This is a genomic window from Desulfoprunum benzoelyticum (assembly GCF_014201505.1).
Taxonomy (GTDB): Bacteria; Desulfobacterota; Desulfobulbia; order Desulfobulbales; family Desulfocapsaceae; genus Desulfoprunum; species Desulfoprunum benzoelyticum.
This window is the reverse complement of the sequence record NZ_JACHEO010000002.1, coordinates 1-25,611: the sequence shown is the minus strand read 5'-3', so window position 1 is coordinate 25,611 and position 25,611 is coordinate 1. Positions and strand designations below refer to the sequence as shown.

The window sequence follows — 25,611 nt, the reverse complement described above, 5'->3', positions numbered from 1 at the left end:
TCTCTATTTCGGCAGACGGGACAATGCCGTATCGACTATTCTGCGGCTGATCTCAAGTGTCCCCTGGCCGCCCGGACCGGCCGACAACAGCAACATGTGACGATCGGTAAACACCGTCAGCTGTCTGACATCCTCGTTCCAGCAGGCCTTTCGGCCGATACCCTGAACCTCCGTCATCTCCAGGCCGGCCCCCTTTTTCAGGCTTGTGACATACCGTTCATACGCAACAGCGGCATCAGCATCACCATGGGCGCTGACAAACAGGGAAACGGAAACCATCACGTCATATTCGGTCCCGTCGGTCTCCTCGGTACTGACATAGGTACAGGTCGTTGAGTCTCTCTGTGTTTTCTCCTCGGGAATCTGCATCGGCCGACCGATGATCGTCTCCATCTCGGCCTGGGTAACCAGCCCACAGGCCCTGATCCCCCCTCCCTCCGCCGCCAGTTCGCTTTCCCCCGAGCATCCGGCCAGAAACAGCGACAAGAAGCCGCAAACGGCGATCATCAGCATCGTCGGCAGGCGGAAATGTCCAGACGATTGTGGATACGCTTTGTTATCCGGTGTGGTTGGTTCCATATGCGGCACCAAAGGTTGAGTTGCGGTTTTCTGAATCGCCTTTTCCCTTAAAAAGAGCCGGAGTTTGCCGGTAGAGCGCTTCAGCCTGATACGAACTGCGAACGAAGGGTCCGGCGGCGACGCCGGCAAACCCGCAGGCCAGGGCCTTCTCCCGCAGCCTGGCGAATTCTGCGGGCGGCAGGAAGCGGGCAACCGGCAGGTTGGCGGCCGACGGCTGAAGATACTGGCCCATGGTCAGCAGATCGCAGCCGGCCCGGACCAGATCGCCCCAGACCAGCCGCAGTTCATCCCCGGTTTCGCCGAGACCGAGCATCAATCCGGATTTGCAGATCAGCTGCGGCCGCGAAAGTTTGGCCGCCGCCAGCAATCCGAGCGAGCGGGCGTAGCGGGCCTGGGGCCGGACTTGGGGATAGAGGCGGGGCACCGTTTCGACGTTGTGGTTCAGCACCTGGGGACCGGCGGCGAGGATAGTCTCGAGGGCCCGCCGGTCCCCCTGGAGATCGGGGATCAGCACCTCGATCAGGGCCGTCGGCTTCTTCTCCCTGATTGCCTCGATGGTGGCGGCAAAGACCGAGGCCCCGCCGTCGGGGAGATCGTCCCGGGTCACCGAGGTGATCACCACATAACGGAGGCCGAGCAGCGCCACCGCCTCGGCCACCCGCTCCGGTTCACCCGGATCGAGCGGCCCCGGCGGTTCGTGGCGCACGGCGCAGAACCGGCAGCTGCGGCTGCAGCGGTCGCCGAGGATCATGAAGGTGGCGGCGCCCCTGGCGTAGCACTCGAACTGGTTCGGACAGTGGGCCTCCTGGCAGACGGTATGCAATTCCCTGGTCCGCAGCAGTTGCCGCATCTTTTCGTATTCCGGACCGGAGGGCAGCCGCCGCCGCAGCCACGAGGGTTTGCCGCCCCTGAGCCCCGCCTGATCGCAACCCATCAGGCCACCTCCGGCCACGGCAGCTCGAGGCGGTCGATCGCTGCAACCGGCCGGCCGAGCAGGTCCTGCAGGATCTGCAGCAGGTGCCGGGTGACCCAATGAACAGTCACCTCCCGGCCGCTCTCCCTGGCCAGCGAGGTCATCCGCACCCCGCTCAGTCCGCAGGGATTGATCCAGGTGAAGGGCAGCAGGTCCGGAGCGACATTGAGCGCCAGCCCGTGGCAGGCGACACCGTGGCGGACGGCGATGCCGACGCTGCCGAGCTTGGCGCCGCCGCACCAGATCCCGCGGCCGCGGCCATCGCGGACGGCGGTAACGCCGCAGTCGGCGGCCAGGCGCAGCATCAGCTCCTCCAGAGCGCCGACATGCTCGGTGATCGAGCGGCGCAGCCGCCGGAGATCGAGCACCGGATAGATGACAAGTTGCCCCGGGCCGTGGTAGGTGATATCGCCGCCCCGCTCGATATGGATCAACTCGATCCCGTGCGCGGCGAGAAAGGATTCGGAGACCAGCAGATGGTCACGACGGCCGCGCCGGCCGAGGGTGAACACCGGCGGGTGTTCGGTCACCAGGATGACGTCGTCCTCCGCTCCCGCCAGCCGCGCCGCGACCAGCCGCAGCTGCAGCTGGTGCACGGCCTGGTAGTCGACCAGCCCCAGGCGGCAGAGCCGGATCGCCATCGCTAACCGCGGAGGCAGGGATGGCGGGCGGCCCGGGTCTCGTCGAGCCGCCGGACCTTGGTGCGCACCGGCGCCTGGCGCAGCAGCTCGGGGTTGTCCCGAGCCTCCTGGACCACGGCCTTGAGCGCGGCGACAAACTGGTCGAGATCATCCCGGCATTCGGTCTCGGTGGGCTCGATCATGATCGCCCCCGGCACCACCAGCGGAAAATAGATCGTCGGCGGATGGTAGCCGTAATCGATCAGCCGTTTGGCGATATCGAGGGTCGTGACCCCGGCGCCGTGCTGCAGCAGATCGGAGAAGACGCACTCGTGCAGGCTCGGCTGGTCGTAGGGCAGGTGCAGCGTCCCCTTGAGCCGTTCCTTGAGATAATTGGCGTTCAGCACCGCCAGCCGGCTGGCCTGGCGCAGATTCTCCGGCCCCATGCTGCGGATATAGGCCCAGGCCCGGACCAGGACGCTGAAATTGCCGTGGAAGGCATGGAGTCGGCCGATCGACTCCGGGCCGCCGGCGGCCAGGCGGTAGCCGCCGTCGTCCTGCACGACCCGCGGCCCCGGCAGAAACGGCTCCAGCACCCGCACCACGCAGACCGGCCCGGCCCCCGGCCCCCCGCCGCCATGCGGGGTCGAAAAGGTCTTATGGAGGTTGAGGTGCATGACGTCGATGCCGCATTTGCCGGCATCGGCGATGCCCATGACGGCGTTCATGTTGGCGCCGTCGCCGTAGACCAGACCGCCACCGGAGTGGACGACATCGGCGATCGCACGGATATTGCTCTCGAAGATGCCGAGGGTGTTGGGATTGGTGAGCATGATGCCGGCGGTTTCGCCGTCCATCGCCGCCGCCACCGTCTCGACCGCCAGCCGGCCGTCGGCGCCGGACTTCAGCGGCACAGGGGTGAAGCCGCAGAGGGCGGCACTGGCCGGGTTGGTGCCGTGGGCGGTGTCCGGGATCAGGATCTTGGTCCGACGCTCACCGCGGCTTTGAAACCAGGCGGCAAAGATCAGCATCCCCGCCAGTTCCCCCTGGGCCCCGGCCGCCGGCTGGAGCGAAACGGCATCGAGGCCGGTGATCGCCGCCAGGAACTGCTGGAGCTCGAACATGATCCGCAGCACCCCCTGGCAACTGGCATCGTCGAGCATCGGGTGGACGCAGGCGATCTCCGGCGTCGCCGCCAGACGGTCATTGAGCTTGGGGTTGTACTTCATCGTGCAGGACCCGAGCGGGTACATGCCGGAATCGACGCCGAAGTTCCACTGCGACAGGCGGGTGTAATGGCGCACCACGTCGATCTCGCTGAGGTCGGGGAAATCGGGGCCCTCGCCGCAGAGCTCGGGGGCGATCGGCGCCTCCGGCACCTCGGCCGCCACCATGCTCATCCCCCGCCTCCCCTTGCCGCCCTTTTCCCACAGCAGGAGTTCATCCAGTATCAGGCCGCTGGCCCCGACGATCCCGTTCATGGCCGCACCTCGCTGATGACCGTGTCCAGATCCCTCTTCATCGCCTTTTCGGTGACACAGAACAGCCAGCAGTCGGCAAGCTGCGGATAGGAGGCGCCGAGCTCGATTCCGGCGACGATCCCCCGCTCCTGCAGCCGTTGCCGCACCGGCGCAAAATCGTCGCCGAAGCGGAGAACGAACTCATTGAAGGTCGGGCCGCCGAACACCAGTTCGGCCCCGGCCCCGACCAGTCCGGCCTTGAGATATTCGCTCCGATCGTAGTTTTGCCTGGCCAGCTGCCGCAGGCCGCCGCCGCCGAGCGCGGCCATGTAGATCGCCGTCGTCAGCGCGCACAGGCCCTGGTTCGAGCAGATGTTCGAGGTCGCCTTCTCGCGGCGGATATGCTGTTCGCGGGTCGACAGTGTCAGGACGTAGCCGCGCCGGCCCTCGCAATCGACGGTCTCCCCGACCAGCCGCCCCGGCATGCTGCGGACAAACTCGCCGCGGCAGGCGAACATGCCGAGCGCCGCCCCGCCGAACGACACCGGCAGGCCGAGGCTCTGCCCTTCGCCGCAGGCGATATCGGCCCCGTCCTGGCCGGGGTTGCGGTACAGCCCGTAGGCCAGTGGTTCGGTGAACGCCGTAACCAGCAGCGCCCCGGCATCATGGACGGGATCTGCGGCCCGGGCGAGGTCCTCGACCACGCCGAAGAAGTTGGGGGACTGGAGGGCCACCGCCGCCAGGCCGTCGATCCCCTGCAGCAGGGAAAGGTCTGTGCGGCCGTCGGCGCCGAACGGCAGGTCGATGATCTCGTAGCCGGTCGGCCGCAGGTAGGACCTGACGACTTCGCGATAGTGGGGATGAACGGCGGTCGAAACCGCCACCCGGCGACTGCGCTTGACGATCCTCAGGCCCATCAGCAGCCCCTCGGCCAGGGCCGAGGCGCCGTCATAGAGGGAGGCGTTGGCGACGTCGAGGCCGAGCAGCCGGGCAGTCAGGGTCTGGTACTCGAAGATGCCCTGCAGGGTGCCCTGGGCCATCTCCGGTTGATAGGGGGTATAGGAGGTCAGGAACTCCGAGCGGCCGGCGAGGGAGCGCACGATCTCCGGGATGTGGTGATGGTAGCGGCCGGCCCCGACCAGCACGCAGTGATCCGGACGAACGGTCATCGTCGCGGCGATGTCCCGCATCAGGTCGCTCAGCTGCCACTCGGTCAGCGCCGCCGGGACCGCAATCACCCCGTCGCAGCGGCAGTCGGCCGGAATCGAGATGAACAGATCGTCGAGGTCGGAGCGACCGATCGCCGCCAGCATCTCCCGGATTTCTTCCGGCGTATGGGGCAGATAGCGCATGGCTCAGCCCCTCAGCATCTCGATATAGTCCTCGGCCGACATCAGCTCATCATACTCGCCGACATCGGTCGCCCGGATCTCGACAATCCAGGCGCCGTACGGGTCCTGGTTGATCAATTCCGGCGTGTCGACCAGGACCTCGTTGACCGCAACGACCTCGCCGCCCACCGGCATATAGATCTCGGAAACGGCCTTCACCGACTCCAGGGTGCCGAACTCGTCGCCCTTCTCGAAGATGTCGCCGATCTCCGGCATCTCGACATAGACAATATCCCCCAGCTGATCCTGGGCGTAGTCGCTGACCCCGATCCGCACGACCTCGCCGTCGACGGCCGCCCATTCGTGATCCTCGGTGTAGCGCACGGTCTCGGGAAAATCGAGTTCGCTCAAATCCTTCATCGTCTCCATCCTCCAATCGGTTTTACAGCATTGAGGTTATGGGGTGCCGCGCCGACCTGTGGGGCCGGATGTCGTTGCGGATCTCGACTCTGATCCGCCGCCGGCCGTCGGTGATCACGACCACGTCGCCGATAGCCAACGGCCGGTTGACCTTGATGAAACCGCAGCTGAGACCGCGCGGCTTGAAGTCGGCGGGCCGGCCCGCGGCGGGTGGAGTCGCCTTGCTGACGATGATCGCACCGACCCGGTCGATCGCCATATCGGTGACGCAGGTCAGGACCTGACCTATTGTATCACCTCGCAGATCGGTTACAAAGGTGTCTTTTCCGACCGTGATCTTTCGCGGATCGAAGCCGGCAAAGGGCAGGGTGAACGCATCGCCCGGATCGTCGCGCAGGGCCTGGGCGCCGAGGAAATCCTTGCTGAAGCCCTTGCCCCCGTCGCCCCACGGCAGGGCGAACAGCCAGGGATTGTTGACGAAGGGCCACGGGCCGATGTCCTGATGGGACAGAGGCAGAACCGCGCCGGTGCGGAGCGAGTCGCGGGCGGCCAGGCCGCAGGGCAGCAGGCCGAGATCCCTGCCGGCGGCCAGCACCGTCTGCCACAGCGGCTCGATCCGGTCGCCGGCGACGAACAGCTCGAAACCGAACTCACCGGTGTAGCCGGTCCGCGACAGCAGCAGCGGCGTACCGTCGCGCAGTCGCACCGGCATCGGGGTCTGTATCTCACCGAAGCCGCCCTTGCAGGAAAAATACCTCATGCCGGCCAGGACCGGACCAGGGTCATGGAGAACCGCGGCGAGGATCCTGGCGGCCAACGGCCCCTGGAGGTCCATCTTGCCGAGGCGGTCGGAATAGTCGGTGATCCGGACCCCGGCCCCGCCCTGGCGCTCGAGATGACCGCCCACCAACGCTCCCATGCCGGCGTTGACCACCACCATCCACGCCGCCTGATCCAGGCGGTAGACGATGGCGTCATCGATGACCGTACCGTCGGCGGCGAGAAAGACCCCGTAGACGCCGCGGCCGACTGGCAGCGGGCCCTTGTCCCGGCCCTGGCAGCGGTCCAGGTCCTTGGTGAAGCTGCGCTGGAGCAGGTCCCTCGCCCCGTCCCCCCGCAGACCGAGCACCGCCATGTGGCTGGTGTCGAAGATCCCGGCGGCTTCGATGACCGCCAGGTGTTCGGCCCTGGCCCCGGCCGGATACCACAGCGGCATGTCATAGCCCCCGAAGCGGGCCATGTTGGCTCCATGTTCGAGATGCCATCGATGCAGCGGCGTCGTTCGCGATTCGTCCATCGTCTCACCTCGCCTGTTGTCTTCGGCGGCAGCCGCGCCCCGCTCAGCGGGTCAGCGGCAGCTTGAGATTGCAACTCCTGTTGACGAAAAAGGTCTCGACCGCGGCGACATTGTCGATCGTCGCCGCCTGCTGGCCCGGGACCGCCGCAGCGATCTTCTTGCGCGGCGTCCGGCCGTCCTGGAGGTGATTGAGGCTTCGTCCAGGTTGCAACAGGTCTTGCTTTTAATAAAAAAGCTACGCTATACTGGCTATATTGTCAATGTCACTACTAAAAATAGACAACATCATCCTTTTGGGTGAGATTTTATTACGGATTCCGCAACGATCGGGAGGAGACCGCCAATGCAGATCGCCATCCTCGGCGCCGGAACCGGCGGCTATGTCGCCGCTATCCGCGCCGCCCAGTCGGGCGCCAGCGTCACCCTGGTTGAAAAAGGGCCTATCGGCGGCACCTGTCTGAACTGGGGCTGCATCCCCTCGAAGATCTTCAAGCAGAGCGCCGATACCCTCGCGACAATCCGCAACGCCGGCGAATTCGCCATCGCCGCCGACCCCGCCGCCCGCTGCGACATGGCGGCCCTGGTCGCCAGAAAGGAGCGGATCATCGCCATCCAGGCCGGCGGCATCCGCAACCTGCTGCAGAAGCATGGCATCCGGGTCGTCGCCGGTAGCGGTCGGATCAGCGCCATGCACGAACTGGCGGTTGCCGCCGCCACCGGTGAGGAGATCGCGATCACCTGGGACCGGCTGATCGTCGCCACCGGCAGCCGGCCGGCCCCGATCGCCGCCTTCCCCTTCGACTGCCACCGGATCCTGTCGAGCGATGATATCTTTTCCCTTCAGGCCATCCCCGCGTCGCTGGCCATCGTCGGCGGCGGCGTCATCGGCTGCGAACTGGCCTGCATCTTCGCCGGCCTCGGCAGCCGGGTAACCCTGATCGAGGCGATGGACCGGATCCTGCCCCTGCCGTCGGTGGACGAAGAGTGCAGCAAGCTGCTGCTGCGGGAGATGAAGAAGCGCAAGATCCGGGTGCTGACCGGCGCCACCGTCCTGGCGGCCACCCCGGTCGGAGCGCGGCTTGAACTGCGGCTCGGCCCGGCCGGCGCCGCCCCTTACGGCGGGCCGCTGCAGGAATCGTGCGACAAGCTGCTGGTCTGCATCGGCCGGGAACCCAACAGCGCCGGGATCGGCCTGGAGCGGATCGGGGTCGACTGCGACGCCCGCGGCTGGATTATGGCCGATGCGCAGTTGCGGACCAGCAACCCCAAGGTCTACGCCATCGGCGATATCCTCGGCCCGGCCCGGATCATGCTCGCCCATGTCGCCGCGACGGAAGGTGAGATCGCCGCCGCCAACTGCCTCGGCGACAGCCGCGAAATGGCCTACGACCATGTCCCCGGCGCCATCTTCACCATGCCCGAGATCGCCACCGTCGGCCTGACGGAGACCGAGGCCGCCGCCCGCGGCTGCCAGTTCCGGGCCGACACCGTCCACTTCCGCAGTCTCGGCAAGGCCCATGTCATCGGTGAGATCGCCGGGTTCGCCAAGATCGTCGCCGACCAGCCCAGCGGCCGGATCCTCGGCGTCCAGATCGCCGGTCCCCACGCCACCGACCTGATCGCCGAGGCCGTGCTGGCACTGCGCAGCGGCACCACGGTGGCACAGCTGGCCGAAACCATCCACGCCCATCCGACCCTGGCGGAGATCATGGTGGAGACCGCCTTCAAGGCGGTGGACCACCCCCTCCACGGCTGACAGCCGGCGGACGGCAACGATATCACCATGAAGTTGCGTCCATTAGCAGTTGATAAGCAGTTGATAAAACCACCCGAAACAGGCACAATACGGTCGTGGCGGAGCAGGCCGGCCTTTGTCGATTTGACCACCGCCATTACCAGCGCCATGAACCCTCCCCTTTCCTTTTACCAGCCGGTACCCTGAATCCCGAGAACATGCCCCGATCCACACAGCAACTACCGGCAGCAAAGCTACCGCCGACGGCCCGAAAAAAATCATCGCGCCCGGCTGCCGCTCCGAAGAAAAAGAGTAAAAAAAAGAGTCGAGGCAAGAAGAAACCGGCAATCTCCCTGCGCCGTAATGTTCTGCTGCTGAGCGTCGAGATCGGCGGGCTGGCGATAGTCGGGATTGCCGCGAGCATCGCCCTGCTCGGCTATTCGGCCAACCGCTTTGCCGGCACCCGGATCTTTTCCAGCCTCCTTCCCTTTGCCGGCGGGATCTTCGGCTTCATCGTTCTCACCGCCCTCCTGCTTTTGGGCTGGAAAAGGCTGCGCACCCGGCTGCAGGGCTGGTCGCCCCATCTCCCCGCCACCATCGCCTTCGGCCTGGCGCTCGCCGCCGCTCTGCTGACGATTCAGGACCGTTTTACCCAGACCTTCGGGCACTATCGGACCCTGGTCGGCGGCAGAGCAGAGGCCGGTCGCGTCACCCTCGCCCATCAGGTCTTTGCCGCCTACCGCCGCCTGGAGCCACCAGCCCTGGAAAAACTGATCGACCGCGCCCAGCCTTACCACCCGGCCATAGAAGAGGCGGCCAGGACCTACGCCATCGATGTCGACCTGCTGCAGGGCCTCGCCGCCACCGAATCCTCGTATCTGCCGCGGCAGAGCCATGACGGCGGCCAGGGACTGTTCCAGATCACCCAGATTCCGGCCGCAGCCCGAGACAGGGTCGACCGGCTCTTCGCCCCGGAGCTGAGGGTCCCGGACAACCCGCGCTACAACGCCCACCTCGGCGCCGCCACCCTCAGACATTATCTCACCGAGATGAAGGACGACCTGTTTCTCGGCCTGCTCGCCTATAACATCGGCCCGGCCAACGGCGGCCTGCGCTTTATCATGAAGCAGTACGGGGCGACCGACTTCGTCACCATCCAGCCTTACCTGCAGCGTCTGCCGCGTGACTATCCGATCCGGGTCCTGTCCTACTCCCTCGCCTTCCGCATCCACCAGCGGGAAGGCCGGCTCCTCGCCTATGAAGAAGGCGGCAACGCCCTCCGCATCCAGGGCATCGGCATCCCCGGGATCGGTCAGGGGGTATCGCCGTGAACCCCGTGATCAGGCATATCCGGCCGCAACCGGAATACTGTATCGACAAAGGCAGCGGTATATTTCAGCCCGAAAACTACGAGGATATCGAAGAACTCATTGGATCCGAATGCAACCCGAGGAGGAAGCCATGACCATTCGCACCCTGCAGCAGATTTCCCGGAGCATCCCCACCATGGAAGGGGCCGGCGTCCATCTCCGCCGGGCCTTCGGCTTCGGCGGCACCGCTCTGTTCGACCCGTTCCTGCTGTTCGACGACTTCCGCTCGGATCGTCCCGACGAGTACCTCAAGGGTTTCCCCTGGCACCCGCATCGGGGGATCGAGACCATCACCTATGTCCTGGCCGGCAATGTCGAGCATGGCGACAGCCTCGGCAACCGGGGCACGATCACCTCCGGCGATGTCCAGTGGATGACGGCCGGCAGCGGCATCATCCATCAGGAGATGCCGAAAGGCGATGATGCCGGCAGCATGCACGGCTTCCAGCTGTGGTGCAACCTGCCGGCGGCCGAAAAGATGTGCCTCCCCCGCTACCGCGATGTGACGGCGGCAACGATCCCCACCATGACGACCGCCACCGGAGCGAAGGTCAAGGTCATCTGCGGTCAGGTCGACGGCGTCAGGGGACCGGTCGAGGACATCACCATCGACCCGCAGTACCTCGACATCACGGTCCCGGCCGAATCCGGGTTCGAGCACCCGACCCGACCAGGCGACACGGTGATCGCCTATGTCATCGGGGGCGAGGCCTCCTTTGCCCCGGCAGAGACGGACCGCCAGGGGAACTGCAGCATTCTCGTGTTCTCCGACGGCGACCGGATAGCGGTCCGCACCGCCGCCCAGCCGGTGCGATTCCTGCTGATCTCGGGCCGCCCCCTGCGCGAGCCGATCGCCTGGCGCGGCCCGATCGTGATGAATACCGAGGCTGAACTGCAGACCGCGTTCCGCGAGTATCACGACGGCACATTCCTCAAGCATCACTGAAAAAACGGAGGGACACGGCCGGGGCCGTCAGGTCTGGAGCCGGCCGCAGTCCGCCAGCAGCGGCGCCAGCCGTTGCCAGACCGTGGCCACGCTCAGGTCGCGCAGGTCGCCCTGTTGCAGCCAGGCGAAGGCGCCGTGCTGGATGCCGGAGAAGGTGGGGGGGATATGGTCGCTGAACAGGGCCAGTCCCGGCCGCTGCAGGTGAACGGCGATATGGGTCGGGCCGGTGTCGTTGCCGACCACCAACATCGCCCGGCGCAGGACCCCGGCCAGGCGGAAGATATCGAGGACGCGGCCATCGGCCTCGAGCAGCACCGCGCCGCCGATTCCCCGGCAGAGCTCGACCTCGCCCGGCCCGGGCACGGTCGCCACCCGGATGCCGTTCTGCCGCAACCGGTCAGCCAGTTGCCGGTAATAGGGCCAGCGCTTCTGCGGATGCTCCGGCGAGCCGCCGGGAACCAGGACGACATAGGGATCAGCGGCGAGCCCCGCCGCCGCCAGGATATCTTCGACATCGTCGACCATCCACGACACGTCGCAGCGGCGGGTGTGGACCACCGGCACCCCGGCCAGATCGAGACAGCGGGCGAAGTGGTCGGCGGCACAGCGATCGGCCGGCCGCCGGCAGTGGACAGAGCAGCCCTGCGCCCCACCCACCCACGGGGTGCCGCGCAGAAACCAGCGGTAATAGCAATCGGTGCGGCCGACCTGCTGCAGGTCATAGACCAGATCGAAATCCTGCTGTCGCAGACGGCGGCGCAGGCTCAACATGCGGTCGAGGCGAAAGCGACTGGCCCGGGGATCGATGAAAATCCGGTCCACCCAGGGGCAGCGCTCCATCAGTCGCCGGTACGACGGGGTGGTCATCACCGTGATCTCCGCCTCCGAATGGTGGAGACGGATATCGTGCATCGCCCCTTCGGCCTGGACGATATCGCCCAGGGCGCTCAACTTGATGATCAGGATCCGCCGCACTTCCCGCTCATCCCTAGCGGCCATAGGCGGCGTAGGACTTCTCCTCGACGACCGGCGAGCCCATCAGGCGGTTGATCCGGTACTTGAGCGCGGCCCGCCGATCGTTGCTGAAATAGACCGACCGTGCCAGTTCGACGAAACGCTCCCCGAAGTCCTGGTGCCGCTCGCACTCCCGGATGGCGTCCTCGATCTCCCACAACATCTCGTTGACCGAGCGCAGCTCGGCCACCAGTCCGGCAAGACTATCCGGCACCAAACCCTGGCGGTCGCGGACCCCAGCCAGCAATTGGAGTTCGTGCCGGACATTGGCCAGCTTGACGGCATCGGCCATCCGCTCACTCTTGATCTCCAGGATGGTGATCTTGTCAAGGAGTTCCCCCCAGGAAACGGGGACCAGCAGGGGCCTATCGGTGTTCTCATTCATGCTTGTCATTGTGGCGATGGGGTCAGAACGGTGGACGGCTTTCGCGTTTCGGGTCCGGCATTATCGTCAATGGGCGGACGAAAGTCAACCGCGGCACTCGAGGTCTCGGCAATCAATCCCGTTCCGATAGTTGACTTTCCCGTTTCGATCACGTAACCTCCCAAGAGAAGAGGACAAAATGCTCCTCTCCGACAACAGGGTGCCGCTGCACCCTGCCGTTCGGAGCTGTTGAGATACCTTAAACTGAAATGCATGGAGGTCGATTATGGGTTTGCTGTCATGGATTGTCATGGGGCTGCTGGTCGGGGTCGTCGCCAAATTCATCATGCCGGGCAGTGACCCGGGCGGATTCATCATCACGATCCTGCTGGGGATCGGCGGCGCCTTCGTCGGCGGCTATATCGCCTCCTTCCTCGGGATCGGCTCGTTCACCGGCTTCAATCTCGGCAGTTTTCTGATCGCCACCGGCGGCGCCATCCTCATCCTGATTCTGTATCGCGCGGCAAGAAGATGATCGACGCAAGCGATCGGTGACCTCCATGGCCAGCGACAGGGACACCCGGCAGTGGCGTCTGGCCACCCACCCCCTGGAGACATCGAACCTGGAGATCACCTTTTCCGGCCGCTGGTGCCTCGATCAACGCCTCCCCTCCCCCGATGACCTGGCGCCGGTGCTGAAAACCGGCACCTCCCGCCTGACCTTCAAGACCGACCTGTCGTCCTGGGATTCCGCCTTCCTCGCCTATCTCTCCGTCCTGCTCAAGCTGTGCGCCGCCAAGGGCATCGAGGCCGACCGGGACGGCCTGCCGGAAGGAGTCCGGCACCTGCTGGCGATGGCCGCTGCGGTACCGGAGCAGAAGATCACCGGCCGCGGCGGTGGGCGGCACAATTTCCTCCACCGGATCGGGGTGGCGGCGGTGGAATTTTCCCATGGCGCCCCGGCGATGCTGCGCTTCCTCGGCGAGATCGTCTTTTCCTTCGGCCGCCTGCTGTCCGGCCGGGTCCGCCTGCGCTGGCACGACCTGTGGTGGGAGGTCGAGGAGGTCGGGCCGCGGGCCCTGCTGATCGTCTCGGTCATCAGTTTTCTCGTCGGCCTGATCCTCGCCTACCTCGGGGCCGACCAGCTGCGGATGGTCGGGGCCCAGATCTTCATCGCCGATCTGGTGGCGATCGGGATGGTGCGGGAGATCGGGGCGCTGATGACCGGCATCATCATCGCCGGCCGGACCGGCTCGGCCTTCGCCGCCAAGCTCGGGACGATGCAGGTCAACGAGGAGATCGACGCCTTCAGGACGCTCGGCATCTCACCGATCGATTTCCTGGTCCTGCCCCGGACCATCGCCCTGATGCTGATGGTGCCGTTGCTGACCCTCTATTCCGGCTTCGTCGGGATGCTGGCCGGCCTCTTGATCTCCACCACCATCTTTGACATCGGCCTGTTCGAGTACTACAACGAAACGATCAGTGCCCTGGAGCTCAAGCATTTTGCGGTCGGCTTGGTCAAGGGCAGCGTCTACGGCGCGATGGTCGCCTATTCCGGCTGCCTGCGCGGCATGCAGTGCGGCCGCAGCGCCGAGGCGGTCGGCGAGGCGGCGACGTCGGCGGTCGTGACGAGCATCCTGCTGATCACGATCTCGGCCTCGATACTGACGATCATTTTCTACCAGCTGGGGATCTGACACTATGGCGACGGCGGTTCCCATCGAAGTCCGCAATCTGACCATGGCCTACGGCGAGTACGTGGTCCAGCATGACATCTCCTTCACCGTCAACCGCGGCGAAATCTTTATCATCATGGGCGGCAACGGCTGCGGCAAATCGACGCTGATGCGGTCGCTGATCGGTCTGCAGCGACCGGCCAAGGGCACGGTACTGTACGATGGCCAGGATTTCTGGCATGTCGAGGCCGCCGAGCACGAGCGCCTCAAGCGCCGGCTCGGGGTCATGTTCCAGGGCGGGGCGATGTGGAGTTCACTGACCCTGGCGGAGAATGTCGCCCTGCCGCTCGGCGAATACACAAACCTTTCCCCGCATCTGATAAACGAAATCGTCTCCTTCAAGCTCGCCCTGGTCGGCCTGGCCGGGTTCGAGGATTTCTATCCCGCCGAACTGAGCGGCGGGATGCGCAAGCGGGCCGGCCTGGCCCGGGCGATGGCGCTCGATCCGGAAATCCTGATCATCGACGAACCCTCCTCCGGCCTCGACCCCCTGACCGCCCGCCATCTCGACCACCTGATCCTCGAGCTGCGCCAGAACTTCGGCACCACCATCATCATCATCACCCACGAACTGGCCAGCATCCTCGGCATCGGTGACAACTCGATCTTTCTCGATGTCCAGACCCGGACGATGATCGCCACCGGCAACCCGAAACAGGCCCTGCGGAGCGGCGATCCCCGGGTCCGTCATTTCCTCACCAGGGGGGAAGCATGAGCAGAAAGGCCAATCCCACATTGATCGGGACCTTCGTGCTCGGCGCCTTGATCCTCGCGATCATCGCCATTCTGCTGCTGGCCGGTGACGAATGGTTCCAGGATCGTCAGCAGTACATCATGTATTTCGACGAAGCAGGCCAGGGACTGCAGATGGGGGCGCCGGTCGTCTTCCTCGGCGTCAGGGTCGGCACCGTCAAGCACATTCAGATCGGCCTCGAGGAGGAACACCAGCGCTTCACGGTGCAGGTGACGATCGAACTCGACCTGCAGATGATCAATACCCGCAGCGGCGAACCGATCGCTCCCCAGGACCGGCTCACCATCGGTCAACTGGTGGAACGGGGCCTGCGGGCCCGGCTGAAGATGCAGAGCCTGCTGACCGGCCAGCTCTATGTCGATCTGGGCTTCTATCCCGGCAAACCGGCACACTTCGTCAACAAGGCCCGGGACAGCAACGAAATCCCGACCATCCCGACGACGGTCGAGGAACTGGCGTCGATGCTGGAGGATTTCCCGATGAGCGAGTTCCTGGCCGATCTGGCATCGATCGGCGACTCTATCAGCAAATTCCTGTCATCGTCGGCGATCGGCAATATCCCGACCAGGCTGGAGGCGACCCTGACCCATCTGGAATCTCTGACGGCCCGACTCGACAGCAGGGGCGGACCGTTGCTGGCCGAAGCCGAGACCGCCGTGGCCGATCTGCGCCGGGCAACCGAGGCGGTCCGCGCCGCGATGACCAAGGTCGGCCGGGCCGCCGATCAGGTCGGGGCCTTGACCGCCGGCGATTCCCCTCTCGCCCGCGATTTCTCCCAGGCCGGCACCGAACTGGCCAATGCCGCAAAGGCGGTACAGCAGCTTGCCGACGACGAGTCCCCCACGATCCAGTACCTCAACGCCTCGCTCCAGGAGATATCCCGGGCCGCCCGGTCGCTGCGCCTTTTGGCCGAGAACCTGGAGCAGCAGCCGGAGGCGGTTCTCCGCGGCAAAAACCCGAAGGAGGAAACCCCATGATCGAGTTCGTCTGCCGCTGCCGGCGCCACTGGCCGGCCATCCTTGTCGCCCTCGCCCTGCTGCTCCCGGGATGCACCCGTTCCCGACCGGCCGCCTATTACCAGCTCACCGCCATCACCGCGGAGCAGGGGCTCGTACCGTCAGCGACGACCGCCACCCTCGGCATCGGTCTCGGTCCGGTGCGGTTGCCGGAGATGCTGGATCGACCGCAGCTCGTCATCCGCACGGGGGCCAACCGGATGGAGATTGTCGACGACCGGCGCTGGATCGAGCCGCCGGCTGTCACCATTTCCCGGGTCCTCCGGGAAAATCTCGCGGTATTGCTGGCGACCGAGCGGATCGTGGCCTATCCCTGGACCCGGAATGACGCCTTTGATTACCAGGTCGTCGTCGAGATCCTCCGCTTCGAGGGACAGGGGCTGGGTGCGGCAGAGCTCGAGGCGATCTGGTCGGTGCGGAACCGGCAAGGGGAACCACTTGTCTCCGAGCGGAGAGCCAGGTTTAAGGTGCCTGCCGCCAACCCGGACTATGACGGCCTGGTCCGGGCCCTCAGCGACACGCTGTCGCTGTTGTGCCGGGAAATCTCCCGAGAAATCAAAAATCTGCCCGCCTCGAGGCAATAGGCGGAACCGGGATGTTGAAGGCCTCTGCCGCCGGGACTCCGGGCGCTCAGGGTTCGAAGCCTTCGGCCGGCAGCGGGAAGACCCGGGCCACCTCGGGAGGAATGGCCCGGGGACGGCCGCTGCCGGCATCGACGAACACCCATTCGGTCTCTCCCCGGGCCAGCAGGGTGTTGTCGGTTTCCCGGATGAACCGGTAACGGCGGCGCGATCGCGCCCGGCGGAAATCGACGACCCAGGTCAGGGCCACGACCTCGTCACCGGCAAAGGCCGGAGCCAGGTACTCGATATTGTGGGACCGCACCACCCAGGTCGCACCGAGCCCCTGGACGATCCGGGTCCCATCGACCGACTCGGCATGGCGGATGGCGACATCCTGCATCCATTGGACATAGACGACGTTGTTGACATGACCGTTCCGGTCCAGGGCGCTTTCCGGCACGATGAACCGATAACGGTAGACGGCATTCGACAATTCCCGTTTCATTGCTCTTCCTTTCTCTCAGCGGAATGACAGACTTTTCCCGAACGGTCGATTGTCCTGTTTTTCTCGCGAAATTTCAACGTTCATGATCCCCATCGAGCGCCGGTGCTATGTGTTCCTTGACAATCTATCTGCTTTATATCACGACGATCATTCAGCTGCAGTCGACCTGACGCGCGCCCACGATCGATACTTTTTCCGATTGTACCTGTCATTTCCGCGAATCCCACGTTAAGATGACGATAAGAAGACGGGTACGGTTGCATTTCTCTCCCCCATCACCCTGTTACTCTAGATTACAGGAGGATCCATGCGCACGGCGGATGAACCCCTCTGGGATTGGACCCTGCGGCGAATTCGGAGGATCTGGCCCCTAGGTGACTCTGGCAAATTGAAGAACGTCGTCGAACCCGATCTGCCGACCGGCGATATCGAAAAGCTGCGGAAAAAGATCAAGGCCTGCCTCGACGGCCGCGGCGGCGAGATGTCCGCCCGGGCCAGGGCCGCTGAACTGGGCGAGGCCTATCTGGTCCTCAACCCCCTGGGGCGCCGGCGCTTTCTCGAACTGCTGGCCACCGACTACGATGTCGACAACGATGCCGTCGAGGCGGCGATCGAGCGACGGCGGGCCAGCGAAGGCCCGGAACAGCTGCAGCTGGCGACCAATGATCTGCGCCGCCAGCTGGAACCGCCACGGACCCGACTGCTGCGCCAATTCAACGAACTTCGGGAAGGGGTCAAATTTCTCGTCGACCTGCGGGCCGAGCTGATGCCGTGGGCCCGCGAGGACCCGGCACTCGCGGCCCTCGACCAGGACGTCTTCGGTCTGCTGGCATCGTGGTTCGACATCGGCTTCCTCGACCTGCAGCAGATCACCTGGAGAACGCCGGCGGCCCTGCTCGAAAAACTGATCGAGTACGAAGCGGTGCATGCCATCCGCTCCTGGGACGACCTGAAGAACCGGCTTGGCGACGACCGCTGCTGCTACGCCTTCTTCCATCCGCGGATGCCGGATGAGCCGTTGATCTTCGTCGAGGTTGCGCTGGTCAACGGCATTTCGACCAATATCCATGACCTGCTCGACGAGCAGGCGCCGGTCATCAACCCGAGAAAGGCCGATACCGCGATCTTCTACTCGATTTCCAACTGTCAGAAAGGGCTGGCCGGGGTCAGCTTCGGCAATTTTCTGATCAAGCGCGTGGTCAGGGACCTGAGCGCCAGGATGCCGAACCTCAAGACCTTCTCGACCCTGTCGCCGATCCCCGGATTCATGCGCTGGCTGCGGACCGAGGCCCGCGACGCCGACCTCAGCGAACGCGAGATGCGGATGCTCGAACTGCTGCAGCCGGCCGAGGGCGAACCGGATCTGCTCGAGATCATCCGCAGCGGTGAACCTGCCGAGGCCAACAACAGGAACACCCTCCAGGGACCGCTCCTGAAGCTCTGCGCCCGCTACCTGACCGCGGCGAAAAAAGGCCGGCAGGCCCTCGACCGCGTCGCCCATTTCCACCTCGCCAATGGCGCCCGGATCGAACAGATCAACTGGGCCGCCGATCTTTCCGACAAGGGGCTCCACCAATCGGCCGGGATGATGGTCAATTATCTCTACAAGCTGCCGGATATCGAAAAAAACCACGAATCCTACAGCGGCAGCGGCGGGGTCGCCATGTCATCGGCGGTCCGGAAACTGCTCTGAGCGCAACAAAAAATGGCGGAGACCAGGACGGGAAAATCCCCCTGCGAACTCCGCCATTGAACGATGGCCGCAAACGGTAAAGAACGACGTTTCCTGCTGATTGAACGCTCAGACCCCGCCCCGGATAGCCTCCCGGACCTGGCCGTCGCCAAGGATTCGCTGGAGCACGTCCGAAAGCTGGTTGTTCAGCATCTTTTCGAGGTCGCCGATGTCTGGTTTGGTCGCCGTTTCTTTGCTTTCCTGGCGATTATAGTCTTTGGTGAGAACCGAGCCCCGATTGTTGATCGTCAATTTGATACGGCTTTTGGCATCCGACTTGTACAGCAGCCCGTTCTTCGTCCGACCGACCGTCACCAGCAGATCCTCGACCGCAATCGTCACCACCACCGGCGTCTGTCCGCCGCGCAGGAGCCCCTGCTGACTGAAACCGTCGGCCAGCCGTTCGGCCATCAGGACATGGGGCGCCACCTGATTGGGCAGCATGGCCGGTTCGTTGTGGACCTTATAGAAAACGACCTGTTTCTGGCGACGATTATCCCGACCCTCGACGGTGATGAGGATACCGGGAGAATACACCCCGGCCGGTTGTTCGGCCAGTTCCGGGTTGAGGTTGGTCTTGTTCGGCCCCGTTCCGGCACAGCCGGACAGGATGACAGCCATGAGCACCAGCAGCAGTTTTTTCATCGGTATTCCTCGCCTCGTTGTTGCAGGAGCGACGCCCCTGTTCAGCACCTGGACCCTCGGAAATGACGGCTGTGACCCGATCTTTATGCCGCTGCGGCAGCGGTCGAAACAGCCAAAGGCCCGGATACCACTTTATATATATTCAACTATTTGTATTTATTAGCATAAAATAATTCATTCCTCAAGTCCTATTTACCCTCCCCATCATTATCTCGTGTTGATGGGTATGGATACAACTGCAAAAGAACTGATTGACCGGACCATCCGTGACACATTTTTTGCTTGCAGATATCAAACATTCGTTTTATTCCCTTGTTTGAATCATTTGTTTAACATTCGGAGCGATATGACCGGACAGCCCGTCACCACGAAGGAAAAAATCCTCGAAGCGGCCGCAGACATCTTTGGCCGCGAAGGGTTCAAGGCGACGACGATCCGCCGGATCGCCGAGAGCGCCCAGGTCAACGTCGCCGCCATCAACTATCATTTTCGCGACAAGGAAGGCCTGTACGCCGCCGTTCTCGAACACGTCTTCCATACCGGATTCGCCAGATTTCCCTCGCATGGCGGCATCGACGACGGCATGCCGCCCGAGAGGCAGCTGTATTTCTTTATCAGGACCATGTTCTACCGGTTGCTGAGCAGTGAGGGATGGGGCGGTCGGCACGGCAAGGGAAGGCTCATCGCCCGTGAACTGCTCGATCCCTCCCCGGCCTTCGAATCCGTGCTCGACGCTTACATCAAGCCGCACAAGGAGCTGCTGCTGTCCATCCTCGTTGCCATCAGCGGCAGAAATCCCGGGCCGGAGCTCCTGCTCCCCTGCGCCGTCAGCATCATCGGCCAGTGCCTCTACTACGCCCTGGCGGCGCCGGTTATCAAAAGGATCACCGGCAGCGATGTCCCGATCGAGACCCAGCTCGACCGACTGTCCGAATTCGTATGGCGGTTTTCACTCGGCGGCATCGCCGCGATCGTCAGCGGCGTGGGTGCCGGGAGCGTCCCCGACCCGCAGCCCCATTCAACCCCGTTTTCCCCATTGGATGAACCATGAACAAACGGATCCGCATCGTCCTCGTTGTTGTCGTCCTCGTGGTGGTCGCAGTCTTCGTCTACACAGGTCTCAACCACCGCGACGATTTCACTTCCCTCACGGTTTCCGGCAATATCGAGGTGACCGAGATCCGGATGAGCTTCAGGATCCCCGGCAAGCTGGATCAACGGCTGGTGGAGGAGGGAGACGCCGTCTCCGCGGGACAGCCGCTGGCCCGGCTCGACGCGACCGACCAGCGGATCGCCGTCGCCCGGGCCGAGGCCGATCTGGCCTATGCCGGCGCGGTCCTTGCCGAACTCCTGGCCGGCAGCCGGAGCCAGGAAATTGAAACGGCCAGGGCCGAGTACGACCGGGCGGTGGCTCTGGAAAAATCGGCCATCGTCCAGCTCGAGCAGGCTCGCCTCGACCACGACCGTTACGCTGTCCTGTACACAGCAGGCGGGGTCAGCCGCAAGGCCTTCGAGAACTACCGCACCCTCCATGAAACCGCCAAAAACGCCAGAGACGAGGCCCACGCCCGGGTCGCCGCCGCCGCCGAACTGCTTGATCTGCGCAAGACCGGGCCGCGCCGGGAATCGATCGATCAGGCCCGTGCCAAGGCCGGCACGGCGGAAGAGGCGGTTAAGCAGGCCAGGCAGCAGCTCAGCTATACCGACCTGTTCGCTCCTGTCGACGGCATTGTCCTCAGCACCTCGGCCGAGGCCGGCGAATACCTCAACCCCGCCGCCCCGGTCCTGACCATCGGCCAGACCGCCCGGCCATGGCTGCGGGCCTATATCAACGAGACCGATCTCGGCCGGGTCAAGCTCAACCAGGACGTCAAGGTGACGACCGACTCCTACCCCGACAGGACCTACAACGGCAGAATCAGCTTCATCAGCAGCGAAGCCGAATTCACCCCCAAAGCGGTGCAGACCTTCGAGGAACGGGTCAAACTGATGTATCGGATCAAGATCGACCTGCAAAACCCGGAGAACGAGCTCAAACCCGGGATGCCGGCCGATGCCGTCATCGATTTCAGCGAACGGTGAATCAACCGTTGCGAGCGTGAACCGCCAATGGGACCAGATCAAGTGACAACCCATCCCCTGCCGGCGATAAAGGCGGAGCAGTTGAGCAAGGTCTTCGGGCCGCTGACCGCCGTCGACGGTCTGAGCCTCGAGGTCTTTGCCGGGGAAATCTTCGGCCTGGTCGGCCCGGACGGGGCCGGCAAATCGACCAGCCTGCGCCTGCTCGCCTCGATCATGACCCCCACCTCCGGCTCGGCCCAGATCGCCGGGTTCGACGTCGCCACGCAGGCCGCCGCGGTCAAGGACCATCTCGCCTATATGAGCCAGCGTTTCGGGCTGTACCAGGATCTCACCGTCCTCGAAAACATCCACTTCTACGCCGACATGTACGGCGTCGCCAGAACGGGCCGGCAGGAGCGCATCGGCGAGCTCCTCGACTTCAGCCAGATGCGTCCCTTCGTCCACCGCCGGGCCGGCAACCTGTCCGGCGGGATGAAACAGAAGCTGCAGCTGATCTGCGCCCTGATCCACACGCCGCAGGTGCTGCTGCTCGATGAGCCGACCAACGGCGTCGACCCGGTCAGTCGTCGCGATTTCTGGCGCATTCTTCATCAACTGCTGCAGACCGGGGTGGCGATCCTGATCACCACCGCCTACCTCGACGAGGCCGAACGCTGCGACCGGGTCGCCCTGCTCGATCGGGGAAAAATCCTCGCCGCCGGCAGTCCCGACGAGATCCGGGGGCTGATGCCGGGCCGAATCCTGACCATCCGCAGCAGCCGGGCCCGCGAGATCACCGCGACCTTGAAGGGGCAGACCTCCGCCACCGCGGTCAACACCTTCGGCGATTCGGTGCACCTGGTCTGTGCGGATATCGACCAGGCCGCCGAGGAAACCCGCAGCCTCCTGCAGCAGGCGGCAATCGCCTGGGACCACATCGGGGAAGCCCAGCCCTCGCTGGAGGATGTCTTCGTCAGCGTCCTCGACCGCACGGACGGCAACGCCGCCGAACCGGAGGCAACCGCCCACTTCGCGCCGCCGCCTGCCGCCGCCGCCGACGGCATCGTCGTGACGGTCGACAACCTGACCCGTCGCTTCGGGAATTTCGTCGCCGTCGACGATATCGGTTTTCAGGTCAAGCGGGGCGAGATCTTCGGCTTTCTCGGCCCCAACGGCGCCGGCAAGAGCACGACCATCCGCATGCTCTGCGGCCTGCTGCGCCCCACCTCCGGCGCCGGCACGGTGGCCGGGTTCGATATCCGCCGCCAGGCCGAGCTGATCAAACGGCAGATCGGCTACATGAGCCAGAAATTTTCGCTGTACGAAGATCTCAGAGTGGAGGAGAACATCGATTTCTACGGCGGCATCTACGGCCTTTCCGGGAACCGGCTCGAGCGCCGCAAGGCCTGGGCCCTGGAGATGGCCGGCCTCACCGACCACCGCGCCAGCCTCACCGCCATCCTCAGCGGCGGCTGGAAGCAGCGCCTGGCCCTGGCCTGCGCCATCCTCCACGAGCCGCCGATCGTCTTCCTCGATGAACCGACCTCCGGCGTCGACCCCCTCAGTCGCCGCCGCTTCTGGAATCTGATCTCCACCATGGCCGGCCAGGGGATCACGATCTTCGTCACCACCCACTACATGGAGGAGGCCGAATACTGCGACCGGATCGCCATGATCTACGGCGGCCGGATGATCGCCATCGGTTCGCCGCTCGAGCTGAAGACCCGGGCGATGCACGATGAGATCATCGATCTCCGCTGCCCCGACCCCCAGGCCCTCGTCGCCGCCCTGCGTTCCCTGCCCGAGGTCCGCGACGCCTCGCTGTTCGGTTCCGGTCTCCATATCGTCGCCGCCGATGCGGCCGTTGCATCCCGGGCCATCACCCGCCGGCTCGAGGAACTGCACACGCAGGATGCCACCATGACCACGATCCTCCCGAGCATGGAGGACGTCTTCATCTCGCTGATTGAAGAGGTCGATCGCCGCCAGGGCCCCGGCGATCCGGAGGAACGGTCATGAATTTCCGCCGCCTGGCCGCCGTCGCCAGAAAGGAGACGCTCCATGTCCTGCGCGACTGGCGCAGTCTGACCCTGGCGCTGGCCATCCCCCTGGTCCTGATCCTGCTCTACGGCTACGCCCTGACCCTCGATCTGCGGCTGGTGCCGACCGTCGTCTGGGATCAGTCGAAGACCTCTGCCAGCCGTGAGCTGATCGAGCTCTTTGCCGGTTCGCCCTATTTCTCGATCCGCAGCTATCGTGACGACTACGATGGCCTGCAGCAGGATCTCGACCGCGGCGCGGCGATGGTCGCCCTCGTCATTCCCGCCGATTTCGCCGCCCGGGTCGATGCCGGCCGGCCGGTGGCGATCCAGGTCATCGGCGACGGCAGCGACGCCAACACCTCCCGCCTGGCGATGAACTACGCCACCACGCTCGGCGCCATCTACGCCGGCAACGTCGCGGCGGAACAGAAGGAACTGCAGGGCCGCGGCACGTTGCAACCGGCGGTGGCGATGGAGCAGCGGTCGTGGTACAACCCCGACCTGCGCAGCCAGACCGTGCTCATCCCGGGGATCATCGCCCTGGTCATGGTCGTCGTCGCCGCCATGCTGACCAGCACCACCATCGCCCGCGAGTGGGAGAGCGGGACGATGGAGCAGTTGATCAGCACCCCGCTGACGGCCCCGGAGCTGATCTTCGGCAAGGTTGTTCCCTACTTCGCGGTCGGCATGATCGATGTCGCCCTCGCCGTCCTCATCGGCCGCTGGGTCTTCGCTGTGCCGATCGTCGGCAACGCCGGCCTGCTCTTCGCCCTGGCCGCCCTGTTTCTCACCGGCATCCTGTTCTTCGGCCTGCTGCTCAGCATCCGCCTCAAGTCCCAGGTGCTGGCCAACCAGATGGCGATCATCACCGGCTTCATGCCGACGCTCCTGCTCAGCGGCTTCGTCTTCGCCATCGAGAACATGCCGGTGCCGCTGCAGATCCTGACCTATATCTTTCCGGCCCGCTATTTCATCGCCATCCTGCGGGGAATCTACCTCAAGGGGATCGGCCTCGAAATCCTGTGGCTCGACGCGGTGTTTCTCGGGATCTATGCCCTGATCATGATCGTTGCCGCCAACCGCGCCTTCGCCTTCAAGCTGGAGTAAGCGATGCTCAACCGGATCCGGAGAATGCTGGTCAAGGAGTTCCTGCAGATGCTGCGCGACCCGCGGATGCGGGTGGTCATCTTCGGCGTGCCGGTCATCCAGATGACCGTCATGGCCTTTGCCCTGACGACCGACGTCATGAATATCCGCACCGCCGTCCTCGACATGGACAAGACCCCGGCCTCACGCGAGCTCATCAGCGCGTTCACCGGCGGCAACTATTTCCGCATCGTCCACTATGCCCTGGCGGAACGGGAACTGGCCGAGCTGCTCGACCGCAGCGAGGTGCGGGCGGTGCTGCGGGTGCCGGCGGGATTTGCCGCCGACCTCGCTTCCAACCGCACCGCCAAATTCCAGTTGATAACCGACGGCACCGACAGCAACAGCACCGCCATCGCCCTCGGCTACGCGGCGATGATCGTCACCGCCTTCAACGACCGCAAGCAAACCGAACGCCAGGAGCAGAAAGGCCTTACCACGCCGCTGGTGGAGTTCGAGATCGTCAACCGGGCCTGGTTCAATCCCAATCAGGAAAGCCGCTTCTACTACGTCCCGTCGCTGATCGCGGTCATGCTCTTCATCTTCAGCATCATCCTCACCAGCATCGGCATCGTCCGGGAAAAGGAGATCGGCACGATCGAGCAGGTCATGGTCACGCCGATCCGCGGCCTCGAGTTCATCCTCGGCAAGACCATTCCCTACATGATCACCGGCTATATCTCGATGTCGATCATGCTCGCCGTCGCCTATCTCGTCTTCGGGGTCCGGATCCAGGGCAGCCTGGCCCTGCTGTACCTCCTCTCCGGCGTCTATCTCATCGGCAACATGGGCCTGGCCCTGATCATCAGCGGCAGTGCCGCCACCCAGCAGCAGGCCCTGCTCACCAGCTTCCTGGTCCTGATGCCGTCGGTCATGCTCAGCGGCTTCCTGTTCCCGATCCACAACATGCCCGATCTTGTCCGCTATGCCACCATCCTCAACCCGATGCGCTGGTATCTCGAGATCCTGCGCGGCATCGTGATGAAAGATGTCGGCGTCGCCGTTCTCTGGCCCAGCATCGCCGCCCAGACCGCGCTGGCCCTGGCTTTTGTCGCCATCGCCGCCGCCGGATTCAAGAAGACCATTTCATGAACGGAACCTACTCAAGGTACACCCTATCCCAAGCTTAACACATCCGCTCCATGTAGCCGTTATAACCGCTCCATCGTAACCGGTAACTATTGGTATTTCTGCGTGATAATTGTTAGCCCGCATTTCTCATCGAAACTCAATCCTGTCAAATTACAGCGGTCAATGGCCTGGAACTTCTTTGTTGGGATTTCAAACTACCGACTCAAT

Annotated in this window: 26 protein-coding genes; 14 read left to right on the top strand and 12 right to left on the bottom strand. The window is 64.4% G+C overall.

Going from position 1 to position 25,611, the window contains the following annotated elements; genetic code table 11:
• Positions 1–3: 3 nt before the first annotated feature.
• From HNQ81_RS02615 to HNQ81_RS02580, 8 genes are read right to left on the bottom strand one after another with little or no spacing between them, the layout of a single operon-like run.
• Positions 4–579 carry a hypothetical protein gene (locus HNQ81_RS02615; RefSeq protein ID WP_183348049.1) on the bottom strand — a complete coding sequence of 192 codons (576 nt, stop codon included), beginning with the start codon at positions 577–579 and terminating at the stop codon, positions 4–6.
• Complete coding sequence (gene lipA / locus HNQ81_RS02610) at positions 557–1,513, bottom strand: lipoyl synthase (protein WP_183348048.1); 957 nt, start codon at positions 1,511–1,513, stop codon at positions 557–559. The genes HNQ81_RS02615 and lipA overlap by 23 nt, the downstream gene beginning before the upstream one ends.
• Positions 1,513–2,193, bottom strand: coding sequence for a lipoyl(octanoyl) transferase LipB (gene lipB, locus HNQ81_RS02605; protein ID WP_183348047.1), 681 nt, complete (start codon positions 2,191–2,193; stop codon positions 1,513–1,515). The genes lipA and lipB overlap by 1 nt, the downstream gene beginning before the upstream one ends.
• 2 nt (positions 2,194–2,195) lie before the next feature.
• The gene (gene gcvPB, locus HNQ81_RS02600) at positions 2,196–3,653 is read right to left on the bottom strand and encodes an aminomethyl-transferring glycine dehydrogenase subunit GcvPB (protein WP_183348046.1); all 1,458 of its coding nucleotides are present in this window, start codon (positions 3,651–3,653) and stop codon (positions 2,196–2,198) included.
• A complete protein-coding gene (gcvPA, locus tag HNQ81_RS02595) occupies positions 3,650–4,984 on the bottom strand; it encodes an aminomethyl-transferring glycine dehydrogenase subunit GcvPA (protein ID WP_183348045.1) in 1,335 nt (444 codons plus the stop codon). Before gcvPA ends, gcvPB begins: the two co-directional genes overlap by 4 nt.
• 3 nt (positions 4,985–4,987) lie before the next feature.
• Positions 4,988–5,383 (bottom strand): glycine cleavage system protein GcvH, encoded by a 396-nt coding sequence (gene gcvH, locus HNQ81_RS02590; protein WP_183348043.1) that lies wholly within the window; start codon positions 5,381–5,383, stop codon positions 4,988–4,990.
• A 22-nt stretch (positions 5,384–5,405) separates the two neighbouring features.
• Positions 5,406–6,680, bottom strand: coding sequence for an aminomethyl transferase family protein (locus HNQ81_RS02585; RefSeq protein WP_183348041.1), 1,275 nt, complete (start codon positions 6,678–6,680; stop codon positions 5,406–5,408).
• Between the two features lie 43 nt (positions 6,681–6,723).
• Positions 6,724–6,891, bottom strand: coding sequence for a hypothetical protein (locus HNQ81_RS02580; protein ID WP_183348039.1), 168 nt, complete (start codon positions 6,889–6,891; stop codon positions 6,724–6,726).
• Positions 6,892–7,023: 132 nt separating this feature from the next.
• On the opposite strand from HNQ81_RS02580, the gene lpdA reads away from it, so the two are divergent.
• The 3 genes from lpdA to HNQ81_RS02565 all read left to right on the top strand — a co-directional run bounded on the left by lpdA (position 7,024) and on the right by HNQ81_RS02565 (position 10,731).
• On the top strand, positions 7,024–8,436 hold the full coding sequence (gene lpdA, locus HNQ81_RS02575; protein WP_183348037.1) for a dihydrolipoyl dehydrogenase: 1,413 nt from the start codon (positions 7,024–7,026) through the stop codon (positions 8,434–8,436).
• A 197-nt stretch (positions 8,437–8,633) separates the two neighbouring features.
• Positions 8,634–9,746 carry a lytic transglycosylase domain-containing protein gene (locus HNQ81_RS02570; protein WP_183348035.1) on the top strand — a complete coding sequence of 371 codons (1,113 nt, stop codon included), beginning with the start codon at positions 8,634–8,636 and terminating at the stop codon, positions 9,744–9,746.
• A gap of 130 nt (positions 9,747–9,876) precedes the next feature.
• Complete coding sequence (locus HNQ81_RS02565; RefSeq protein WP_183348033.1) at positions 9,877–10,731, top strand: pirin family protein; 855 nt, start codon at positions 9,877–9,879, stop codon at positions 10,729–10,731.
• A 27-nt stretch (positions 10,732–10,758) separates the two neighbouring features.
• Here the strand turns inward: HNQ81_RS02565 and HNQ81_RS02560 are convergent, their stop codons facing one another.
• The gene (locus tag HNQ81_RS02560) at positions 10,759–11,730 is read right to left on the bottom strand and encodes a glycosyltransferase family 9 protein (RefSeq protein WP_183348031.1); all 972 of its coding nucleotides are present in this window, start codon (positions 11,728–11,730) and stop codon (positions 10,759–10,761) included.
• Positions 11,720–12,130 (bottom strand): DUF6165 family protein, encoded by a 411-nt coding sequence (locus HNQ81_RS02555; protein WP_183348029.1) that lies wholly within the window; start codon positions 12,128–12,130, stop codon positions 11,720–11,722. The genes HNQ81_RS02560 and HNQ81_RS02555 overlap by 11 nt, the downstream gene beginning before the upstream one ends.
• Positions 12,131–12,395: 265 nt before the next feature.
• Here HNQ81_RS02555 and HNQ81_RS02550 point away from each other — a divergent pair, with 265 nt between their 5' ends.
• The 5 genes from HNQ81_RS02550 to HNQ81_RS02530 are packed head-to-tail and all read left to right on the top strand — an operon-like array spanning position 12,396 to position 16,202.
• Positions 12,396–12,644: a GlsB/YeaQ/YmgE family stress response membrane protein gene (locus HNQ81_RS02550; protein ID WP_183348027.1), complete on the top strand. Its 249-nt coding sequence runs from the start codon at positions 12,396–12,398 to the stop codon at positions 12,642–12,644.
• Between the two features lie 25 nt (positions 12,645–12,669).
• On the top strand, positions 12,670–13,809 hold the full coding sequence (locus tag HNQ81_RS02545) for an MlaE family ABC transporter permease (protein WP_183348025.1): 1,140 nt from the start codon (positions 12,670–12,672) through the stop codon (positions 13,807–13,809).
• A gap of 4 nt (positions 13,810–13,813) precedes the next feature.
• On the top strand, positions 13,814–14,563 hold the full coding sequence (locus HNQ81_RS02540) for an ABC transporter ATP-binding protein (RefSeq protein WP_183348022.1): 750 nt from the start codon (positions 13,814–13,816) through the stop codon (positions 14,561–14,563).
• Complete coding sequence (locus HNQ81_RS02535; protein WP_183348020.1) at positions 14,560–15,579, top strand: MlaD family protein; 1,020 nt, start codon at positions 14,560–14,562, stop codon at positions 15,577–15,579. The genes HNQ81_RS02540 and HNQ81_RS02535 overlap by 4 nt, the downstream gene beginning before the upstream one ends.
• Positions 15,576–16,202, top strand: a complete 627-nt coding sequence (locus HNQ81_RS02530) for a PqiC family protein (RefSeq protein ID WP_183348018.1) — start codon at positions 15,576–15,578, stop codon at positions 16,200–16,202. The genes HNQ81_RS02535 and HNQ81_RS02530 overlap by 4 nt, the downstream gene beginning before the upstream one ends.
• Positions 16,203–16,248: 46 nt before the next feature.
• On the opposite strand, the gene HNQ81_RS02525 is transcribed toward HNQ81_RS02530, so the two are convergent.
• The gene (locus HNQ81_RS02525) at positions 16,249–16,686 is read right to left on the bottom strand and encodes an acyl-CoA thioesterase (protein ID WP_183348016.1); all 438 of its coding nucleotides are present in this window, start codon (positions 16,684–16,686) and stop codon (positions 16,249–16,251) included.
• Between the two features lie 388 nt (positions 16,687–17,074).
• On the opposite strand from HNQ81_RS02525, the gene HNQ81_RS02520 reads away from it, so the two are divergent.
• Positions 17,075–18,379, top strand: a complete 1,305-nt coding sequence (locus HNQ81_RS02520) for a malonyl-CoA decarboxylase (RefSeq protein WP_205240299.1) — start codon at positions 17,075–17,077, stop codon at positions 18,377–18,379.
• A 108-nt stretch (positions 18,380–18,487) separates the two neighbouring features.
• Here HNQ81_RS02520 and HNQ81_RS02515 read toward each other — a convergent pair whose 3' ends face one another.
• Positions 18,488–19,063 carry a YajG family lipoprotein gene (locus HNQ81_RS02515; protein WP_183348011.1) on the bottom strand — a complete coding sequence of 192 codons (576 nt, stop codon included), beginning with the start codon at positions 19,061–19,063 and terminating at the stop codon, positions 18,488–18,490.
• Between the two features lie 346 nt (positions 19,064–19,409).
• Here HNQ81_RS02515 and HNQ81_RS02510 point away from each other — a divergent pair, with 346 nt between their 5' ends.
• From HNQ81_RS02510 to HNQ81_RS02490, 5 genes are read left to right on the top strand one after another with little or no spacing between them, the layout of a single operon-like run.
• Entirely contained in the window at positions 19,410–20,114 is a 705-nt protein-coding gene (locus HNQ81_RS02510; RefSeq protein WP_183348009.1) for a TetR/AcrR family transcriptional regulator, read from the top strand.
• Positions 20,111–21,145: a beta-barrel domain-containing protein gene (locus HNQ81_RS02505; protein WP_183348007.1), complete on the top strand. Its 1,035-nt coding sequence runs from the start codon at positions 20,111–20,113 to the stop codon at positions 21,143–21,145. The genes HNQ81_RS02510 and HNQ81_RS02505 overlap by 4 nt, the downstream gene beginning before the upstream one ends.
• A gap of 27 nt (positions 21,146–21,172) precedes the next feature.
• Complete coding sequence (locus HNQ81_RS02500) at positions 21,173–23,143, top strand: ATP-binding cassette domain-containing protein (protein WP_183348005.1); 1,971 nt, start codon at positions 21,173–21,175, stop codon at positions 23,141–23,143.
• Entirely contained in the window at positions 23,140–24,273 is a 1,134-nt protein-coding gene (locus tag HNQ81_RS02495) for an ABC transporter permease (RefSeq protein ID WP_183348003.1), read from the top strand. Before HNQ81_RS02500 ends, HNQ81_RS02495 begins: the two co-directional genes overlap by 4 nt.
• 3 nt (positions 24,274–24,276) lie before the next feature.
• Positions 24,277–25,404, top strand: a complete 1,128-nt coding sequence (locus HNQ81_RS02490; RefSeq protein WP_183348001.1) for an ABC transporter permease — start codon at positions 24,277–24,279, stop codon at positions 25,402–25,404.
• Positions 25,405–25,611 lie beyond the last annotated feature (207 nt).